The 18293-nt window shown below is 71.3% G+C and carries 15 protein-coding genes, 1 tRNA gene and 1 pseudogene; 8 read left to right on the top strand and 9 right to left on the bottom strand.

Going from position 1 to position 18293, the window contains the following annotated elements; all coding sequences use genetic code 11:
• Window positions 1–43 precede the first annotated feature (43 nt).
• On the bottom strand, window positions 44–427 hold the full coding sequence (locus BQ9890_RS10935) for a phage holin family protein (protein ID WP_075891488.1): 384 nt from the start codon (window positions 425–427) through the stop codon (window positions 44–46).
• Window positions 428–564: 137 nt separating this feature from the next.
• On the opposite strand from BQ9890_RS10935, the gene hisC reads away from it, so the two are divergent.
• Entirely contained in the window at window positions 565–1659 is a 1095-nt protein-coding gene (gene hisC / locus BQ9890_RS10930) for a histidinol-phosphate transaminase (protein ID WP_230297908.1), read from the top strand.
• Between the two features lie 317 nt (window positions 1660–1976).
• Here the strand turns inward: hisC and BQ9890_RS10925 are convergent, their stop codons facing one another.
• A complete protein-coding gene (locus BQ9890_RS10925; RefSeq protein ID WP_078062400.1) occupies window positions 1977–2861 on the bottom strand; it encodes a YwiC-like family protein in 885 nt (294 codons plus the stop codon).
• A 178-nt stretch (window positions 2862–3039) separates the two neighbouring features.
• Here BQ9890_RS10925 and rocD point away from each other — a divergent pair, with 178 nt between their 5' ends.
• The 3 genes from rocD (at window position 3040) to BQ9890_RS10910 (ending at window position 7644) form a co-directional block, all read left to right on the top strand.
• Window positions 3040–4347: an ornithine--oxo-acid transaminase gene (gene rocD / locus BQ9890_RS10920; RefSeq protein ID WP_078062399.1), complete on the top strand. Its 1308-nt coding sequence runs from the start codon at window positions 3040–3042 to the stop codon at window positions 4345–4347.
• Window positions 4348–4460: 113 nt separating this feature from the next.
• Window positions 4461–5675, top strand: coding sequence for a glycerate kinase (locus tag BQ9890_RS10915; RefSeq protein WP_230297907.1), 1215 nt, complete (start codon window positions 4461–4463; stop codon window positions 5673–5675).
• Between the two features lie 115 nt (window positions 5676–5790).
• Window positions 5791–7644, top strand: coding sequence for a potassium transporter Kup (locus BQ9890_RS10910; RefSeq protein WP_075893080.1), 1854 nt, complete (start codon window positions 5791–5793; stop codon window positions 7642–7644).
• Between the two features lie 112 nt (window positions 7645–7756).
• On the opposite strand, the gene BQ9890_RS10905 is transcribed toward BQ9890_RS10910, so the two are convergent.
• From BQ9890_RS10905 to BQ9890_RS10895, 3 genes are all read right to left on the bottom strand, one after another.
• Window positions 7757–7830: transfer RNA gene (locus BQ9890_RS10905), tRNA-Pro, on the bottom strand.
• A gap of 411 nt (window positions 7831–8241) precedes the next feature.
• Window positions 8242–9369: a metallophosphoesterase gene (locus tag BQ9890_RS10900; protein ID WP_230297906.1), complete on the bottom strand. Its 1128-nt coding sequence runs from the start codon at window positions 9367–9369 to the stop codon at window positions 8242–8244.
• Window positions 9370–9404: 35 nt separating this feature from the next.
• The gene (locus BQ9890_RS10895) at window positions 9405–11612 is read right to left on the bottom strand and encodes a transglycosylase domain-containing protein (RefSeq protein ID WP_075891484.1); all 2208 of its coding nucleotides are present in this window, start codon (window positions 11610–11612) and stop codon (window positions 9405–9407) included.
• 157 nt (window positions 11613–11769) lie between these two features.
• Here BQ9890_RS10895 and BQ9890_RS10890 point away from each other — a divergent pair, with 157 nt between their 5' ends.
• Window positions 11770–12105 (top strand): WhiB family transcriptional regulator, encoded by a 336-nt coding sequence (locus tag BQ9890_RS10890; protein ID WP_075891482.1) that lies wholly within the window; start codon window positions 11770–11772, stop codon window positions 12103–12105.
• 64 nt (window positions 12106–12169) lie between these two features.
• Window positions 12170–12328: a Sp36 family protein gene (locus BQ9890_RS15455; protein ID WP_075891480.1), complete on the top strand. Its 159-nt coding sequence runs from the start codon at window positions 12170–12172 to the stop codon at window positions 12326–12328.
• Between the two features lie 173 nt (window positions 12329–12501).
• On the opposite strand, the gene BQ9890_RS10880 is transcribed toward BQ9890_RS15455, so the two are convergent.
• On the bottom strand, window positions 12502–13185 hold the full coding sequence (locus BQ9890_RS10880) for a Crp/Fnr family transcriptional regulator (protein WP_075891478.1): 684 nt from the start codon (window positions 13183–13185) through the stop codon (window positions 12502–12504).
• Between the two features lie 145 nt (window positions 13186–13330).
• On the opposite strand from BQ9890_RS10880, the gene nth reads away from it, so the two are divergent.
• Window positions 13331–13975 (top strand): endonuclease III, encoded by a 645-nt coding sequence (gene nth / locus BQ9890_RS10875; RefSeq protein WP_075891476.1) that lies wholly within the window; start codon window positions 13331–13333, stop codon window positions 13973–13975.
• Window positions 13976–14090: 115 nt separating this feature from the next.
• Here the strand turns inward: nth and BQ9890_RS10870 are convergent, their stop codons facing one another.
• The 3 genes from BQ9890_RS10870 to BQ9890_RS14910 form a co-directional block, all read right to left on the bottom strand.
• Window positions 14091–14948: an alpha/beta fold hydrolase gene (locus BQ9890_RS10870; RefSeq protein WP_230297905.1), complete on the bottom strand. Its 858-nt coding sequence runs from the start codon at window positions 14946–14948 to the stop codon at window positions 14091–14093.
• A gap of 71 nt (window positions 14949–15019) precedes the next feature.
• Window positions 15020–16714, bottom strand: a complete 1695-nt coding sequence (locus BQ9890_RS10865; RefSeq protein WP_075891472.1) for a hypothetical protein — start codon at window positions 16712–16714, stop codon at window positions 15020–15022.
• 70 nt (window positions 16715–16784) lie between these two features.
• Window positions 16785–17801 carry a hypothetical protein gene (locus tag BQ9890_RS14910; protein ID WP_143226318.1) on the bottom strand — a complete coding sequence of 339 codons (1017 nt, stop codon included), beginning with the start codon at window positions 17799–17801 and terminating at the stop codon, window positions 16785–16787.
• Window positions 17802–17986: 185 nt separating this feature from the next.
• On the opposite strand from BQ9890_RS14910, the pseudogene BQ9890_RS15945 reads away from it, so the two are divergent.
• Window positions 17987–18293 (top strand): annotated as a pseudogene (locus BQ9890_RS15945) (hypothetical protein); the annotation flags it as partial.

The following is an 18293-nucleotide window of genomic DNA, read 5'->3' as shown; positions in this document are numbered from 1 at the left end:
GGAGCGGGGGCCGTGTGTCCGGAGGAGTGACGCGCGCCGGGAGTCAGTGGTTGTCGGGGTTCCCGAGCACACCGACGACGACGGCGGAGATGATGGCGGTGATCGTGCCGCCTGCCAGGGCCGCCCAGAAGCCGCCCGCATGGAACGGGAGGGAGAAGGACTCAGCGAGCCAGCCCGTGAGCAGGAAGACGAGTGCATTCGTCACCAGCGCGAACAGCCCGAAGGTCAGGACGTACAGCGGGAAGGCGACCACGCGCACCACCGGCCGGACGATCGAGTTCACCAGCGTGAACACCAGGGCGATGCAGGCCAGGAGCAGGAGTGTCTCCTGCGTGGTGGTGCCCTGGTCGAAGGTGATCTCCTTGATCAGGAGCGTGGACACCCAGATACCGAGCATGTTGCCGAGAAGGCGGAGCAGGAAGCGCATGGCCCCATTCTCCCCGGATCGCCGTCCTGGTGCCACGGGTGGGACGGGCGCCCTCGTCGTGCCGGACGCCAGGGCTGGGCACGCCCGATGCGTGGGCCGCATGGAGTCGCACGACGGAGGTGGGGTAGGACTGGGGCATGAGCGAAGCGAGCGATGAGGCACCCCGCAACCCGCGCATGCGCATCCCCCTGCGCCCCGAGGTCGGGGCCCTGCCCCGCTACGCCCCGGGGCGTTCCGCGCCCGGTGCCGTGAAGCTCTCCTCCAACGAGAGCCCGGAGCCGCCCTCGCAGGCGGTCATCGATGCCGCCGCCCGCGCCCTCGTCGATGCCAACCGGTACCCGGACTTCGGGGCGACGGCGCTCACGGCCGCGCTGGCCGGGCACCTCGGCGTGGGGGAGGACCAGGTCGTCGTCGGGGACGGCTCCTCGGCGGTCCTCCTGGCGGCGCTGTCGGTCGTCTGCCGCCCGGGTGCCGAGGTGGTCCACGCCTGGCGCAGCTTCGAGTCCTACCCGATCGCTGCCCCCAGCGTCGGTGCGCGCTCGGTCCCCGTCCCCCTGACACCGGAGGGTCGCCACGACCTGGATGCCCTCGCGGCGGCCGTCGGCCCCGAGACCGCCGCCGTCATCCTGTGCACGCCCAACAACCCCACCGGACCGGCGCTCACCCTGGCGCAGGTGCGCGACTTCGTGGAGAGGGTGCCGCAGGAGGTCCTGGTCCTGGTCGACGAGGCCTACATCGAGCTGGCCACCGAACCCGGTGTCTCCACCGCCGTGGCATTGATCGGGCAGTTCCCCAACGTGCTGGTGCTGCGCACCTTCTCCAAGGTGTACGCGCTGGCGGGTCTGCGCGTCGGGTACGGGATCGGCCACCCGGACCTGGTCGGCGCGATCCGGGCAGTGTCCGTCCCCTTCGGGGTCTCCTCCGTCGCCCAGGCGGCTGCGCTGGCTGCGCTCTCGGACCGGGACACGACCCGCGAGCGCATTGCACGCACGGTCGCCGAACGTGAGCGTGTGCGCGCCGAGCTGCTGGAGCTGGGCTACGAGGTCCCCGTCAGCCAGTCGAACTTCGTGTGGATCCCCGCCTCCCAGTCCGAGCCGGGCCTGGTCGCGGAGTGTGCCCGGGCCGGGATCATCGTGCGTCCCTTCGCGGAAGGGGTGCGGGTGAGCATCGGGACGCGCGGGCAGGACGACCGGTTCCTGGAGGTCGCCCGGGCCCACGCCGCCAAGATGTGAGCACGGACGACCACCCCGCCTCACCCTCGGCGAAGTCCGCTCTGTTCCACCCTCGAGGTCCGCTCACTTCGGGCACTGAGGTCCGCTCTGCCGCTCCTGCGCTGCCACAGGACCCGTGGGGCGGGTGTGCCGAAAGGTGCCTGCTGCCAGGGCATGTCTCGGCCCGTGGGCCCGGTTCGGGCCAGCGGGCTCCAGCGACTCTGCAGGGCGGACTTCGACCCTCGAACAGAGCGGACTTCGACCCTCGAACAGAGCGGACTTCGGCATCACGGGTTGGCAGCAGGGGTCGGCACGAGCTTCGCGACCTGACGCTGGGGTCAGGAGGGCAGCAGCAGGGAGACGGCCACGAGCACGCAGACCACCATCTCCGTGAGTCCGATCGACTTCGGCGTCCACGGGCCGCGACGCGACTGGTCCAGCGGGATGACCAGGGCACGCACCACCAGCACACCCCACACCGCCACGACCCACCAGGAGACCCCTCCCACGCCGGCCGCCGCCGCCACCCCGACCAGCGTCAGCACGTGCCACGACAGCGAGGCGATGACCCATGCGGGGTTGCCCCTGCCTCGGATCAGCGCGCGCACATGGGGGACGGTGCCCAGGAAGTAGGCCGCCAGGACGGCGGTGACGATCCACGCATGTCCCCAGCCGGAGTCCGGCACGGTCGCCGCCCCGTCCCACCAGGGCCACCAACCCCTCTCCAGCGGTCCTGCTGCGTGCAGCGTCCCCCACCCCAGGTCGTGGGCGACGGCGCAGGTCAGGGACGAGGCCAGGACCGTGGAGATCCGTGAGGCCATGGAGCGGGTCCGCCGACGCAGTGCCTCCACGAGGGCGACCACCACCAGCGGGGCGAACACCGGTGCCCACCCCAACAGCGCGGGCCGGAGCACCAGCAGGGCCACGCCGGACGCCGCCGCGCACCCACCCCAGGTGAGCAGGGCCGAGGTGTAGCGGGCGCGCCGCGGGGAGGCGATCCACAACGTCCCCACGTGGAAGAGCAGGAAACCCGCGACCCAGGCCAGGAGCAGCAGGAGGTGCGCCCATTGCGGCCGGGAGTCCAGTGCCCCGACCACGATCGGCAGGGTGGCCATGGGCCAGGCCCCGTGCTGGTCGGGTACCCACCCCCGTGCGGTCAGGCGGCGCAAGCGGGTCCCCCGTCGGGCGGGCCTGCGGGAGAGGTGCGTGTCGCTGGCCGGCATGGGCCCATCCTAGGGAGGCGCGGGTCCGCCCCATCGCGACGGGACGTCATCTCGGGACCCCGTGGGGCGCTGGCCTGCGAGGGGCACCGGTGCGACCGTCGCGTGCCGGTCCCCTGCGGGCGGTCCTCGTGGACGCCACTGGGCGCGGCGGAGCCCACCACTGGATACCCTCAGTGACATGGCACACGGATCAGGAGCACCGGGGTCGCCCTCGTCGGCGCACATCCCGGACGGACACACCACGCCCACGCATGACACCCCGGCCCCCACCCGCACGGGGGCGGCGATCGAGGAGGACCGGCGCTGGCTGGCCCACACCTACCACCCCCTGCCGGTCGTCATCGCCCGGGCGAAGGGCGCGTGGGTGGAGGACGTGGAGGGCCGGCGCTACCTGGACTGCCTGGCCGGGTACTCCGCGCTCAACTTCGGCCACTCCAACGAACGGCTCCTGGGCGCCGCGCGCGAGCAACTGACGCGGGTGACCATGACCTCGCGCGCCTTCCACAACGACCGTCTCGGCCCCTTCGCGCACGCACTGTCCGACCTGTGCGGGGGCGGCACGGTCCTGCCGATGAACAGCGGCGCCGAGGCCGTGGAGTCCGCCATCAAGGTGGCCCGGGCCTGGGGGTACCGCGTCAAGGGCGTCACGCCGGAGCGGGCGAACATCATCGTCATGGACCACTCCTTCCACGGGCGCACCACGACGATCATCTCCTTCTCCGACGACCCGGACGCCCACGATGATTTCGGCCCCTACACGCCGGGCTTCAGACGCGCGCGATTCGGGGATGCGGACTCGGTGGAGGACCTCATCGACCAGGACACCGTCGCCGTCCTCGTCGAACCGGTCCAGGGGGAGGCGGGCGTGGTCGTGCCCCCCGAGGACTTCCTGCCACGCCTGCGTGAACTCTGCGACCGCCACGACGTCCTCCTGGTGGCGGACGAGGTCCAGTCCGGCCTGGGCCGCACGGGCACCACCTTCGGCTGCGACCTGTGGGGGGTCCGGCCCGACCTGCGGGCCCTCGGCAAGGCGCTGGGCGGGGGGATCCTGCCGCTCTCCGCCGTCGTCGGGCGGGAGGACGTCATCGGGGTGCTGGCGCCGGGCCAGCACGGGTCGACCTTCGGGGGCAACCCGCTCGCCGCAGCCATCGGGAGCGAGGTCGTCGCGATCCTCAGCGAAGGCACCCTGCAGAAGCGGGCGCGCGACCTCGGACAGGTGCTGCGCTCGCGGCTGGAACCACTGGTGGGCCGCGGCATCACCGGCTTCACCCAGGTCGGCCTGTGGAGCGGAATCACCCTCGAGGAGCGTCTGGGGACGGGTCGCGACCTGGGTGAGCACATGATGGAGCGCGGAGTCCTGGTCAAGGACACCCACGGTTCCACGATCCGCCTCTCGCCACCCCTCACGGTGAGCGAGTCCGAGGTGATCTTCGCCTGCGATGCGCTGGCGAGAGCCGTGGAGGAGCTGGCAGGGGAGGACCGATGACGGAGATGGGGACGAGGACGTCCGCAGGTGAGCCGTCGCAGACAGCGTCGCGCCCCACGCGCGCATCCCACCCGCTGCCTGACACCGCGTCCCGCCTCCCGCAGGCACGTACCGTGGTCCTGGCTCCCGACTCCTTCAAGGAGTCCCTGTCGGCCGCCGAGGCCTGCGCCTCGCTGGAGGCGGGAGTACTGGCCGCATGGCCGCGCGCCCGCTGCCTGCGACGTCCCATGGCCGATGGTGGGGAGGGCACGGTGGAAGCCGTCGTGGGCGCGGGCGCGGCTGAGCTGGTCGAGGTCGTGGCCCACGATGCCCTCATGCGGGTGCGCCGGGCCCACGTCGCCTGGGACGCGCGCACCCGCACCGCGGTGGTCGAGGCCGCCCAGGGCCCGGGCTTGGAGCACGTGGCCCCGGAGGATCGCGACATCTGGGGCGCCACCTCGGCAGGCGTCGGAGAGATGGTCCTGGCCGCACTGGACCTGGGTGCGCATCGCATCGTCATCGGGCTGGGTGGCAGCGCCACCAACGACGGGGGCTCGGGGATGCTCGCTGCGCTGGGGGTGCGCTTTCGTGGTGCTGAGGCTCACGAGGGCGACGCCGTGGTCCCCGTCGGTCCGCGAGACCTGGTGGGGGTGGAGGGGATGGAGCTCTCGGGCCTGGATCCCCGGCTCCGGGAGGTCGAGATCATCGCCGCCACGGATGTGACGAACCCACTGCTGGGACCCCACGGGGCGAGCGAGGTCTTCGGGGCACAGAAGGGCGCATCCCCTGAGGACGTGGTCCTGTTGGAGGAGGTGCTCTCCCACCTGGCTGACATGGGGGAACGGGCCTGTGGGCGGGATCTGCGGGGGGCAGCGGGTGCGGGTGCCGCGGGAGGCCTGGGGTGGGCGTGCCTGCAGTTCCTGGGTGCCCGGATGCGTCCCGGTGTCGAGGTGGTGGCCGACCTGGTGGATCTGAGCGGTGCGGTGCGTGGGGCCGCCCTCGTCCTCACAGGGGAGGGCTCGGTGGACGCCCAGACGCTGGGGGGCAAGACCCCGATGGGGGTCGCCCGGGTGGCGGCGCAGGCGGATGTGCCCGTGGTGGTCCTCGCAGGGCGCGTCGGTGCCGGGGCGGAGGACCTGCTGGATGTGGGTGTGGCGGCCGTGGTGCCCATCGTCCGGGAGGCGGGGGACCTGGGGGAGGTGCTGGCCGCTGGGGGCGGGAACCTCACTGCGGCTGCGGAGATGGTGTGCCGACTCATCGATCTCGGTGCGGGGACAGGAGACGCAGCGGGAACAGCGGGAACAGCGGGAACAGCGAGGGCAGTGGGAACAGCGGGTACAGCGCAGTAGACGCCGGACGCCCCACTTCGCGGGGGCTACCGGAGTGGGGCCCGTGGTGGCATACTTCTCTCCCGTGTCCAGTCACAGTGGTGGTGGAACCCCGGTGGTCCGGGCCGGTCAGCGCATGCGTCCTGCGATGGCTCTGGCCGCACTCGGAGTCGTCTTCGGGGACATCGGCACCAGCCCCCTCTACGCTCTCCAGGCGGCCTTCTCCCTGGAGCACGGTGCCGCGCGCCCCTCACCCGCCGATGTCGTGGGGATCGTGTCGATGATCCTTTGGGCCCTGGTCCTCGTCGTCAGCGTCAAGTACGTGGGGCTGGTGATGCGCGCCGACAACGACGGGGAGGGCGGCATCATCGCCCTGGCCTCCCTGGCACGGCGAGCCTTTCCCCGGGACTCCCGTCGCTCCTGGTGGGTGCTGGTGGCGGGCATGGTCGGGGCTGCCCTGTTCTACGGGGACGGTGTCATCACCCCAGCCATCTCCGTCCTCTCCGCGGTCGAGGGGGTGCGCGTCGTGGCCCCCACGATCACGGACTCCGTGCCGCTGATCGCGGCCGTCGTGGTGGCCGTCCTCTTCCTGGTCCAGAGCCGGGGGACGGCGCGCATCGGACGCGCCTTCGGGCCGGTGATGGGGCTGTGGTTCCTCACCTTGGCCGCCCTGGGATTGCCCCATGTATGGGCGCGCCCCGAGGTGCTCACGGCCCTGTTGCCCACGACTGCCGCCTCCTACATCCTCACCCACCCCGCCACCGCATTCCTGGTCCTGGGTGCAGTGGTGCTGGCGGTGACGGGTGCGGAGGCGCTGTACGCCGACATGGGGCACTTCGGTGCGAGCGCCATCCGCACGTCCTGGGCTGCGGTGGTCCTGCCCAGTCTGGTGCTGGTCTACCTGGGCCAGGCCGCCCTGCTGCTGGGCAATCCGCAGGCTGTCAGCGATCCCTTCTTCCTGCTGGCCCCCGGCTGGGCGCGCATCCCCCTGGTCGTCATGGCCACCGCGGCGACCGTGATCGCCTCCCAGGCCGTCATCACCGGCGCCTTCTCCATGACCCAGCAGGCGATCCGCACGGGCCTGCTTCCCCGCATGCTCATCCGCCACACCTCCGAGGCTGCCCGGGGACAGATCTACGTGCCCGTTGTCAATGCGCTGCTCTTCGGCGGCGTACTGGTGCTGATCTTCAGCTTCCGCAGCTCGGAACGGCTTTCCGCCGCATACGGGCTGGCCGTGACGGGAACCTTCCTGGTGACCACGACCCTGCTGGTGGTGGTGGCGCGTCACGTGTGGCGCTGGCCCGCCTGGTGGGCGCATGCGGTGCTGGTGGCGATCGGGGTTCCCGAACTCGTGCTCCTGGGCGCCAACACACTCAAGCTTCTCTCCGGGGGCTGGCTGCCGGTGTTGCTGGCTGCGGTGGTCCTGGTCGTGATGACCACGTGGTGGCACGGGCGTCGCGAGGTCGTGCGCCGCAGGCGCTCCTTGGCCGGGGAACTCGCACCCTTCCTGGACAGCCCCGAGGTGGCCCACGCCGGTCGCCCCGCGCACACAGCCGTCTTCCTGCATGCCCACCCGAACCTGACACCCCTGGCACTGCGGGAGAACGTGTTGGTCAACTCCGTGCTCCACCGGCACACGGTGCTGGTCAGCGTGCTGCCCGTCCCGGTGCCCCATGTCGCCGCCGGGCAGCGTGTGGCGGTGGAGGAGATTCAGGGTCCCACTGGCCTGAGCCAGGTCCTCATCCGTCAGGGCTTCATGGACTCCGTGGACGTCCCCAGCGCTCTGCGCCAGGTGCTCTCGGACCAGGAGTGCTCCCACGCGACATTCTTCGTCTCCGATGTGACCGTGGTGGACGGCGGTGGGTCGACGATGGCGGCCTGGCGACGCAAGCTCTTCATCAGACTGTCCCAGTGGGCCAGTGATCCCTCCGACTGGTTCCACCTCCCGCCCCGCCGCACGGTGGTCGTGGGCACACAGATCGACCTGTGAGTTGGGGGGCGCGCAACCGGCCAGCTGCAGACGCGGAGAAGCGGCACTGACCCACGAAAAGACCCTGGGTCGCGACGGTCCGTGGACTGCATCGCGACCCAGGGCAGAAACGTCGGGGTGGCGGGATTTGAACCCACGGCCTCTTCGTCCCGAACGAAGCGCGCTACCAAGCTGCGCCACACCCCGTGTGTGACCGCTCAAGTATAGCGACGGGCGGGAGGGCCGCCAAAACGTCCGGTGCGGCGGCAGTGCAGGATCCGTCACAGCGACCGTCGCCAGACACACCCGCCGAACGGTGGGGTTCCTACCGAACGGTGGGGGTATACCGCCTCCCCTCGGTGAGAAGTCCACCGTTCGGCGGGGATGCTGGGCGGAGACCCGGAGACGCAACTCTCGGAGCGTGTCCCGGGGCAGACCTGAGGAGTGCGTCGAGGACCTGCGGAGGCGTGCCACGAGAGGCCCCGGAGGAGTGCTTCGAGCGAGCCTGCAGAGGAGTGCACCGAGGGTCCACGGTGGCGTACCGCCGAGGGCCTGCAGAGGAGTGCTTCGAGGGTCCACGGAGGCGCATCCCGGCGTGGGGTGTGGGACGGTGAGGGGTCAGTCGAGGGGGCACAGGTGCAGGACGGAGACCTCGGGTCTCGTCGCGATGCGCAGGGGGACGAAGGGGGAGGTGCCCAGCCCCGCCGAGACGTGCAGCTGGGTGCTGGTCCTGCCCGTGTACCAGGTGTGCAGCCCCTTGGCGTAGCGCCGGGGCAGGTCGCAGTTGGTGACCAGCGCGCCGTAGAAGGGCAGGCCGAGTTGGCCACCGTGGGTGTGCCCTGCCAGGACCAGGTCCGGTTCCTCCCGGGTGAAGCCGTCGACCACACGCAGGTAGGGCGCATGGGTGACCGCGAGGCGCAGCGCTCGGGGATCCCCCCAGGACACGTCGGGGTCCGGGATCCGGTCGCGGTCCAGATGGGGGTCGTCCACGCCGATGAGACTGACCCTCTGGGCCTCCGTCGGCGTGACGTCCTCGCCCCTGACGGGGATGTCGAGGGTCGCGGCCCGGTTGGACAGGTCGACCCATCCGGCGTCGGTGAAGTCCGAGACGATCTCGTGCCATGGCAGGTCGGGGCGCAGGTGCTGGTCACGGTCCCGCGGTGCACGCGTGGCGTCGTCCTCGTACGCGCCCGCGCCCTTCGGGCCCCGTTTGAGGTCGAAGGAGTCATCGGCCAGACGCGGGTCCCGGCGCAGGTACGCCGTCCAGTTCTTGAAGCGGGGCGAGTAGTAGTCATTGGAACCCAGGACGAACGCACCGGGAAGGTGGAGGAAGGGGGCATAGGCCGCGCGGACCAGGTCCAGCCCGTCGGCGGATCCCAGGTTGTCCCCCGTGGAGACCACCATGTCCACGTCCTCGGTGCGGGCGACCCGAGCCAGGAAGTCCACGAGGAACTCCTGTCCTGGATAGAGGTGCAGGTCCGAGATCTGGAGGATCCGGATCCCGCTCATCCCGGGGGAACCCTGGACCGGGACGTCCACGTGTCGCACGACGGGGAAGTGGCGTTCCAACTGGCCCCACGCGACCACTGCGGCACCGGTCAGTGCAGTTGCACCGATCGCGATGCCCAGGGCCCGACCCCGCGCAATGACGCCACGTGGTGCCAGTGAGGGACGGTCGGCGAGCTCGTCCAGTCTCAGCGGTGACCCGGCGCGGGCCTTCGCCGCGCTGGGCTCAGAGAGTGGCAAGGGCGAGGGCGAGGGACCTGAGTTGGCGCGAACCATCAATTGTCGCCACCTTGGTCCCCGTTGCCGTTGCCGTTGCCGTTGCCGTCCTGCTGGTCCTGGTTCGGGTCCTGCTGGCCGTCATTGCCAGTGGTGGTGTTCGGCGCGGTCGTCGGGGTCGGCGTGGCCACGGGCTGGTTGCCGATGAACACGTCCGGCATGGCCTGTGCCGGCGTGCCCGCCAGGACGGCGTTCATGTAGGGCACCCAGATGTACTCACCGACGGTGGAACCGTAGGGGTACTCGATGAAGTGCCCGGCAACCGAGATGTTGGAGACCGGGCTTGAGGACGCGCGCCCGTTGCCCATCCATGCTGCGGTGGCGAGGGAGGGGGTGAAGCCCACGGTCCAGGTGTTCGAGTTCTTGTCGGTCGTGCCGGTCTTCGCGGCGAAGGGACGCCCACCCTCCAGGGCCACGCCCTGTGACGGGTAGTACTGCGCGGTCGACTTCGCCAGCACGGTCGCCACCTGCTGGGCGACCGTGGCGTCGAGGTTCTGCTTGCACTCCGGGGTGTACTCCTTGAGCACGTTCTCGTCACGGTCGTTGACCTTCGAGAGACCGTGGGGCGTGCACTGGAGACCCTTGTTGGCCAGGGTCGCCGCGACGGAGGCCATCTCCAGGGGGGTGGCCGTCCCGGATCCGATGATGATCGAGGGTTGGGCCTGGATCACCGAGCCATCGGGATTGGTGACCCCCAGGTCGGCCGCGGTCTGGAAGATCCCGCACAGGTCCACCTTGGTCGACATGTTGACGAAGGCCTGGTTGACGGAGAGTCCCGTGGCACGCAGGACGTTCATGGTGCCGTTCTTCGAACCGAGGTCGTTGACCACGTACGGGTTGGGGTTGAAGGCGATCCTCTCCCCGTTGGCGCAGTGGAAGTTGGCCGGGACGTAGCTGCGGTTGTTGCTGCCCACGGTGTCGTAGGCGCCGTGTCCCTCCTTGAACCACTGCATGAGGGTGAAGAGCTTGAAGGTCGACCCGGGTTGGAAGGTTCCCTTCGTCGCGTAGTTGTACATCGTGTCGGTGGCACTGTCCGGACCGTAGTTCGTGTTCTGTGCCATCGAGAGGACGTCTCCGGTGGACGGGTCCACGGAGGTGATCACGTTGTTGAGGCCGTAGGGGTTGTCCACCGGAACGGCCGCCGTGAGCGTGTTGAACGCAGCGTCCTGCTTCGCCTTGTCGATGGTCGTGTGGATCGTGAGGCCACCGGTGTCCAGCAGCCTCTGGCGGTCGGCACGGGTCTCGCCGTAGGTCTTGTCGTTGAGGAACTCATCCAGGACGAAGTCACAGAAGTAGGCCATGTTCCCGGCGCCGGCACACCCCTGGGAGCGCTGGTCCGGCTTGAGCATCGACTCGACGCTCGTCGCGACGATCTCGTCGTACTCCTCGCGCGTGATGACGTCCTCGTCCAGCAGGACACCGGCGACCGTGTCGCGACGGTCCTGCGCGGCCTCCGGGTGGGAGAGGGGGTCGTACTCGACGGGGGACTGGACGAGTCCCGCCAACAGGATCGCCTCGGACATCGTCAGGTCGTTGGCGGACTTCGAGAAGTACAGGCGGGAGGCGGCCTCCACCCCGTAGGTGGTCGGACCAAAGGGAGCGATGTTGAGGTAGCCGGTGAGGATCTGGTCCTTCGACATCTCCGTCTCCAGGGCCATGGCGTACTTCGCCTCGCGCAGCTTGCGTTCGGTGGTCTGCTCGGTGGCGGCCACGACCTGGTCGGGATCCCCCTCCTGCTGGCCCTTCTCCAGGAGCATGTTGCGCACGTACTGCTGGGTGATGGTCGAGGCGCCCTGGGTGCCACCGTCATCCGTGAGGTTGTTGACCAGTGCGCGGGCCATGCCCTCGGGATCGATTCCGTGGTGCTGGTAGAAGCGCTTGTCCTCCACGCCGACGATCGCCTTCTTCATGACGTCGGCGATCTTGTCGGAGGACACCACGATGCGTCGTTTGTCGTAGAAGCGGGCGATGACGTTGCTGGAGGAGTCCAGCATGACCGACTCCTCGGCCGGCTCGACGATCTGGAGGTCGGCGGGGAGGTCGTCGAAGACGGAGGGGACCGTCTTGGCGACCACGCCGGCGGACCCCGCCAGGGGGACCATCAGTCCGGCCCCGAGCACGCCGGTGAGGCCGGCGACCGAGAGGAAGGCCAGCAGCAGGGCGACCAGCTGGACGGGCGTGACCGAGCGGGAGTGGGGCGACGACATGACCCAAGGATACGTGGAGGGTCCCCCATGTGGACCCCCTGCTCCGCTCGTGGGGGAAAGCCGCCGGTCACGGCGTACTCAGGGATTGGAGTTCCCCGCCCACTGTGTGTAGGGTCACAGATGTGGAGGTCACAGGCGACCCGATACGGAGTGGAACATGAGCACAGTCGATGATGACCAGAGCTGGGCGGCACGCGCGCTGTGTGCATCCGCGGAACCGGACGCACTGTTCGTCCAGGGGGCGTCCCAACGCCAGGTGCGGATGCGCTGCATGGCGTGCGAGGTCCGCCTGGAGTGCCTGGCGGACGCCCTGCAGGCGGAGGCGAACTTCGGGGTGTGGGGAGGGCTCACGGAACGTGAGCGGCGCGCCCTGCTGCGCCACTTCCCGGGTGTCGAGGACTGGGGCGAGTGGCTGTCGGAGTCGGACGACCCCCTCGCCCAGGAGCTGCGTTCCCCCCGCGTCCCACGGGTCCTGGCCCACGTGCGTTCCTGAGGGGCAGTCCCGGTGGCGACGGCGGCACCGGTGCGCAGGACCGCGACGCGGATAGGATGACCTCATGACGAAATGGGAGTACTCGACGATTCCGCTGCTCACCCACGCGACCAAGGCGATCCTCGACCAGTGGGGCCAGGACGGTTGGGAACTGGTCCAGGTCATCCCCGGACCCATGGGTTCGGACAACCTGGTGGCCTACCTCAAGCGTCCCGTGGAGTGACCCGGCTCGGGTGACGCGGGTCCACGCCCGCTCCCGCTCCCGAGCAGGCACCCGCACCGGTTGTCGTGCCCTCCGGGGCACAGCCCTCCGGACCGGCCCTCCCGGACCCGGAGACGTCCGGACACGTGCAACCGCCCCCGACCCCCGTGAGGGGTCGGGGGCGGACGTGTGTCTCAGCGGGCGCGGCGCGCCAGGCGGTCGACGTCCAGCAGGGTGACCGCGCGACCCTCCAGGCGGATCCACCCGCGTGACACGAAGTCGGCCAGGGACTTGTTGACGGTCTCGCGGGAGGCGCCGACCAGCTGGGCCAGCTCCTCCTGGGTGAGGTCGTGGGGCACGTGGACGCCCTCGTCGGTGGGGGTGCCGAAGCGGTCGGCCAGGTCCAGCAGCGCCTTGGCCACGCGGCCGGGGACGTCTGAGAAGACCAGGTCGGAGAGGGACTCGTTCGTGCGGCGCAGGCGCTGGGCGAGGGCGCGCAGCATGTGCTTGGCCAGCGTCGGGTTCGAGTCGAGGATCGCCATGAGGTCCTGGTGGTCCAGGTACAGCAGCGTCGCGGGCGACACCGCGGTGGCGGTGGTGGAGCGCGGGCCCGGATCGAAGAGCGTGAGCTCACCGATGATCTCGCCGGGGCCGAGGACGGCCAGCAGGGATTCGCGTCCGTCGCTGGAGGTGTGTCCGAGCTTCACCTTGCCCTCGGTGATGATGTAGAGGCGGTCGCCGAGGTCGCCCTCGTCGAAGAGGGTCTCCCCACGCCGCAACGTCGTGCGTCCCATCTTCGACTGCAGTGCGGACTGCTGGGCCTCGTCGAGGCCGTCGAAGAGGGGTACCTGGCCGATGATGTTGCCGTCAGGGAACATGTCTCTCCAAACTCCGTTTCTGTGTTCAGGTCCGGGTCCGGGGGTCGGTTCCCGACCGGATGACGCCCATTGTGTCCCAGGTGTGACACCCGCCACCACTCCTTGGGGTGAGTGTGCCACACGCCATCACACCTATTATGCCCGCGTGGACCCCTCACCAGCACACTCACGCGCCCCGGAGGTCGTCCGGCGCCTGGCGGCCACCTACCCCGATGCCCACACGAGCCTCGACCACACCTCCGCCTTCGAGCTGCTCGTGGCCACCGTGCTCTCCGCCCAGACCACCGACGCCCGCGTCAACACCGTCACCCCGGGACTGTTCCGCCGCTGGCCGGACCCCCGCTCCCTGGGCGCCGCGGACCCCGCGGAGGTGGAGGCCGTGGTGCGCCCCCTGGGCTTCCAGCACCGGCGCGCAGGGCAGGTGGTCGCCCTCGCACGCGCCCTGGTGGCGGACTTCCACGGGGAGGTGCCCGCCGATGCCCGTTCCCTGGAGTCCCTGCCCGGGGTGGGGCGCAAGACCGCCAATGTCGTGCGCGGGAACTGGTTCGGGGAACCCGCCCTCACCGTCGACACCCACGTGGGTCGTCTGGCCCGCAGGCTCGGGTGGACGAGGGCGAGCGACCCGGCACGGGTGGAACGGGACGTGTGCGCGCTGCTGCCGGGCGTCGACTGGACCCAGCTCTCCCACGAGATGATCTGGCACGGCAGGGCGGTGTGCCACTCCCGCGTGCCTGACTGCGGGCACTGCGTGCTGGCGGACCTGTGTCCCTCCGCGGGCACCGAGTCCTGAGCCAGGGGCGGGGCTGGTTGGCCGGTCGGGCCGACGTGCCGCCCGCCCGGACAGTGCGACAGGCACCGGGACCCGGGCCGGGAACCCGACCGGGACGTCCGGGCCGCGGGGGCGCTCAGTGCTCGCGCGGGGGGACCTGGGCGAGGTGGCGCAGGATCTCGGAGGAGAGCTCCTCGGGGGACTCCTCGGGCGGGAAGTGACCGCAGCCGGGCAGGGAGCGGGCCGAGAAGCGATCCTGGACCCAGCGCGGGTCACCGTGGAAGTCCGCCGGACGCACCGAGGTGTCCTGGGCGCCGCGCACCGACAGCACGGGGACGACGACCGGTGTGGCCAGGGCACGTCGGGCCGCGAGGGACAGGTGGCGGGCCGCCGAGAAGGAGTCGATGGCGGCCGAGGCGGCGAAGGGCCTCGTCAGGGCCGCCTTGTAGGGCCCTGTCCGGGCGAGGAGCTCACTGCGGTTCCCCGGCGCCGCCCACTGCCGGATCACGCCGTCGACCAGTCGCCCGTTCTCCAGGAGACGGACGCGGCGCAACGGGACCTCCAGGCGCAGGTCGAGGAGGCCGCCGCGTGAGAGCACGGAGCGCACGCTGCGCGGGGGACGCCCCAGCGGGTGGGGGGCGGCGACGGTGGTGACGGAGCGCAGCGAGACGGGGTCCTGCGCCCCGATCATCCAGGCGACCGCTCCACCCAGACCCGTTCCCACGACGGAGAACTGGGCGATGCCCATCGCCGAGACCACGGCGGTGACGTCGCGGGCCAACTGGGTGAGGTCCGGGTCGTCGCGTTGCAGGTCGGAGGAACCGAAACCCCTGAGGTCAAGCGCCAGGACACGGTGGCCCGCCCCTGACAGGAGGGGGACCACCTCACGCCACGACCACCAGAAGAAGGGGAAGTCGTGGAGCAGGACGACGGTGTGCTCCGCATCGTCGGGACCGGCGTCCGCCACGTGGAAGGATGCCCCCGCCGCGCTCACGCGGCGGTGGGTCCAGGGGCCCTTGGGCTCCAGGACGGACCGGGGGACGGGAGGACGGTGGGCCACCGTCGTCAGCGCTCTCCGGCGGCCCGGGCGGCTCGCCGCCGCTCACGCCACGTGAGGTGGGCGCCCTGGGGGTTGACGCGCTCGACCTCGGCGCGCAACGCCTCTTCGTCGCGACCGGACCGACGCACCCGGTGGGAGGTCCACCCCAGCAGGAGCAGGGCGATCCCGACGAGCAGCAGGCGTCCCGAGTAGCCGCTGGCCTGGAGGTGGTGGGCCAGGTTCGCACCGAAGGCGTTCCACTGGTCCAACCACTCCATGGCGGGCAGGACGAGACGCGCGCTGGCCCCGGGGGCGACGACCCACGGCAGGCCCAGGACCGTCACCACGATCCCGACCACGTGCGCACCCAGGGAGGAGTGGCGCGCGAGCACGGCGATGAGGACGACGACCAGGACGCCGCCCACCAGCTCGGCCAGGGCAGCGGGGTTGAGGATGCCCGTGGACATGGGGTTGTCGGTGGCCAGGGTCATGCGTGCCCCGGCATCGGCCAGGAGGTACCAGGCCAGTGGCACCAGGAGGAGGGTCAGGAGCAGCGACCAGACGTGGGCCGCGGCACGCGAGGGGACCTCGGGGACGACGGTGGCACCTTCGAAGAGGGCGTCGTCCAGGGAACGTGGGGTGGAGGAGGAGTGCGAGCCGTCCTCCTCCGTCGAGGAACGAGGGCGCCACTGCGCCTCCCCCTGGTCTGCCTCCTCCTCCTGCGGGGCGACGAACGAGCGGCGGTGGACACGGGTCTGGTCCAGGTCGTCGCCGTCACCGACCCCCTCACCGTGGGCGCCCGGTCCGGCAGCTGCGCCCGTCTCGGTCGGCCCCCCCGGTGCGGTCGGTGCGGGAAGGATGCTCGTGCGTTGTGCGGCAGCCGTGCCCGCCGCGGCGGGATCGGACTCGGCGGAGGTGTCGGGGGGGAGTGCGGGCTCCACGCCGCCGGTGGCGCCGTCGCCGTGGGTGTGGTGCTGTGAGCGGTTCCCGAGGACGTCCGGGGGCGTGCCCTCGGGCGCGGTCTCCTCCCCGGGTGCCGACGAGGGCGGGAGCGGGGCGGCGTCGTGGTCGGTCAGCGGGACCGCCGGGATGTGGTGGCTCGTCGTGGTGGTCGTGTCCTCAGGAGCTGTCCCAGGGGCCTCCGGGGACTCATCCGGGAGCGCAGCGGCCGCAGGTTCCTGTGGGGCGACGACCTCGATGGTCTCGGCGACCTCCACGGGGACCGCCGGCTCGACGGTGGTGGGCAGGACGACGGGCTCGTCGCTCGGTGAGGGCTCCGCGGCCCTGGCGGGGGCTTCGTCGACCGGGGTTGTGTCGACGGGGGTTGTGTCGACGGGGGTTGTGTCGGCGGGGGCTGCATCGACCGGGGCCCCCTCCTGCAGGGGTGTCTCCTGCGGGAGGTCGTCGGCCGGGTGCAGGTCGGCCGGGTGCAGGTCATCCGGGCGGACATCCGCCGGATGGTCCCCGGCGGCGTACGGCTCGTGGGCGGCAGGGTCCTGCTCGGGCTCGATGCCGGGGGCGGGGACGCCCTCGTCCACGTGTTCCGCGGCCGAGGGCCCCGTGGCGGTGGGGTCGGTCGTCGTGGGATCGGCGGGATCGGGTGCGTCGACGGGCGTCGCGTCGGGTTCGAAGACGGGCTGGGCGTCGAGGACCAGATCGGCGTCGCTCGGCGGCGCCGTCTCCGGGTCGGGGATACGGGCGTCAGGGTCCTGATCGGTCATTGGTCCTCCTCTTTCCCGCCCAACATAGCGCCCACCGGCCCGATGGGCCCTCAGGAGGCGCGGCTGGCCGTCACTTCGCCGGGGGAGTGGGCTCCTGGTCGTCGTCCCCTCCCACCGGATGCGCACGGCGTGCCCAGTGGACGCCGGGCGAGGTCGTCACCAGCAGCAGGCCGAGTGCCGTGACCACCGGTGCCGCGAGACCGATGGCGGTCGCCGGGGACGGACCGGGAGTGATGACTCGGCCCGTCAGGGACATCCACACCGGCACCCCGAAGAACCCGGGGAGCACCATGAGCAACCAGGCGGGTACCTGGGTCCCCATGACCGACCAGCGTGATCCGAGGGCGACACAACCCAGGAGCGCAGCCGCGGCCAGGGCGGGCAGGATGCGGGGCGTGTGCAGGGCGAGGATGCCGGGCAGTCCGTGGGCGGCGACCTCGGTCGTGTCGGTCGGCGCGGCCAGGACCAGGCAGGTGGCCGCGCCCGCGACCAGCAGCATGGAGGTGGAGGCCACCGCCGTGCGCTCGCCACTGTGGGAGAGCGGGCGGCGCCGTGAGTTGTCGGCCGCCCTCCCGGCCTGCCGCCGTCCCATCAGCATTGCCAGGGTCGAGCCCGCGCAGATGGTCAGCACGGAGAGGGGGTAGAGGCCCCACGACAGGGCCGTCACCAGGTCTGCGCCCGACACGCCGGAGAGCGCGAGCCCGGGCAGTGGGGTCACGCCGAACATCTGGAGGCCTCCCACGACCAGGGCGGCTGCGGTGGTGACGACCATGCCCGCCGGGGAGTCCTCCGAGTTCACCCCGATCAGGACCAGGAGGAGTGCGGCCACGAGGATCCCGACCATCCCCTCCGAGGAGGAGAGGGGTTGGCCCACTGCCGCCGTGGCCTGCAGGTCCGTGACCGCCAGGCCCAGGACCGCCAGGGCGATGGGGGCGAAGAAGGCGGCGAAGACCCCGCAGCGGATGTGCTGGGCGCGTGTGGACACGGTGCGCGGAGTGGGTGCAGGGGTGTGGGCCCGGCCCGAGGGCGCCCCGGGTCCCGTCGACGGGCGGGGAGCCGCCCCGGTCATCGTGCCCGCGAGATCCATGTCCCCAGTATCCATCCCATGGGCGCGGGGAGACGTCCCGGGGAGACGTTCCACCGATGTGGTTGAGCGCCGCGGTGGTGCTGTGGGCACGGCGTCCCGCCTGCCCACCACTCCGTCACTCCCCGGTGCTCCGGCTCGGGCCCCTCCCCGGTGTCCGCGGGATCGCACGCGGATACGCTGGTCGGATGGCAGATCCAGACCCCGGCACCGAACCCGCCCCCCTGCGATTGGAGCGCGCCTGGCGCAGCGACCGGGTGCGTGAGGAGGTCCGGGGCGCGGAGGAGGCCCTGACCCGGCTGCGCTTCCACGAGGGACTGCGGCGGGGGTGGGCGGAGGCGCGGGCGGAGGCCGCCGTACGGGAGGCGGTCGCCCTCGCGAGCCTGGAGGGTGTGCGCACCACCCTCGATGACCTGCGCGCGGTGACCATGCAGGACGCCGCCGGCACGGTGTCCGGACCGGATCCGGGGACCGCCCTCGCGCTGGGGGTGTGGC

Source organism: Actinomyces provencensis, from assembly GCF_900155435.1.
Lineage (GTDB): Bacteria > Actinomycetota > Actinomycetes > Actinomycetales > Actinomycetaceae > Pauljensenia > Pauljensenia provencensis.
Note: the sequence above shows the minus strand (reverse complement) of the source record. Positions and strands in the feature narration are given on the sequence as shown.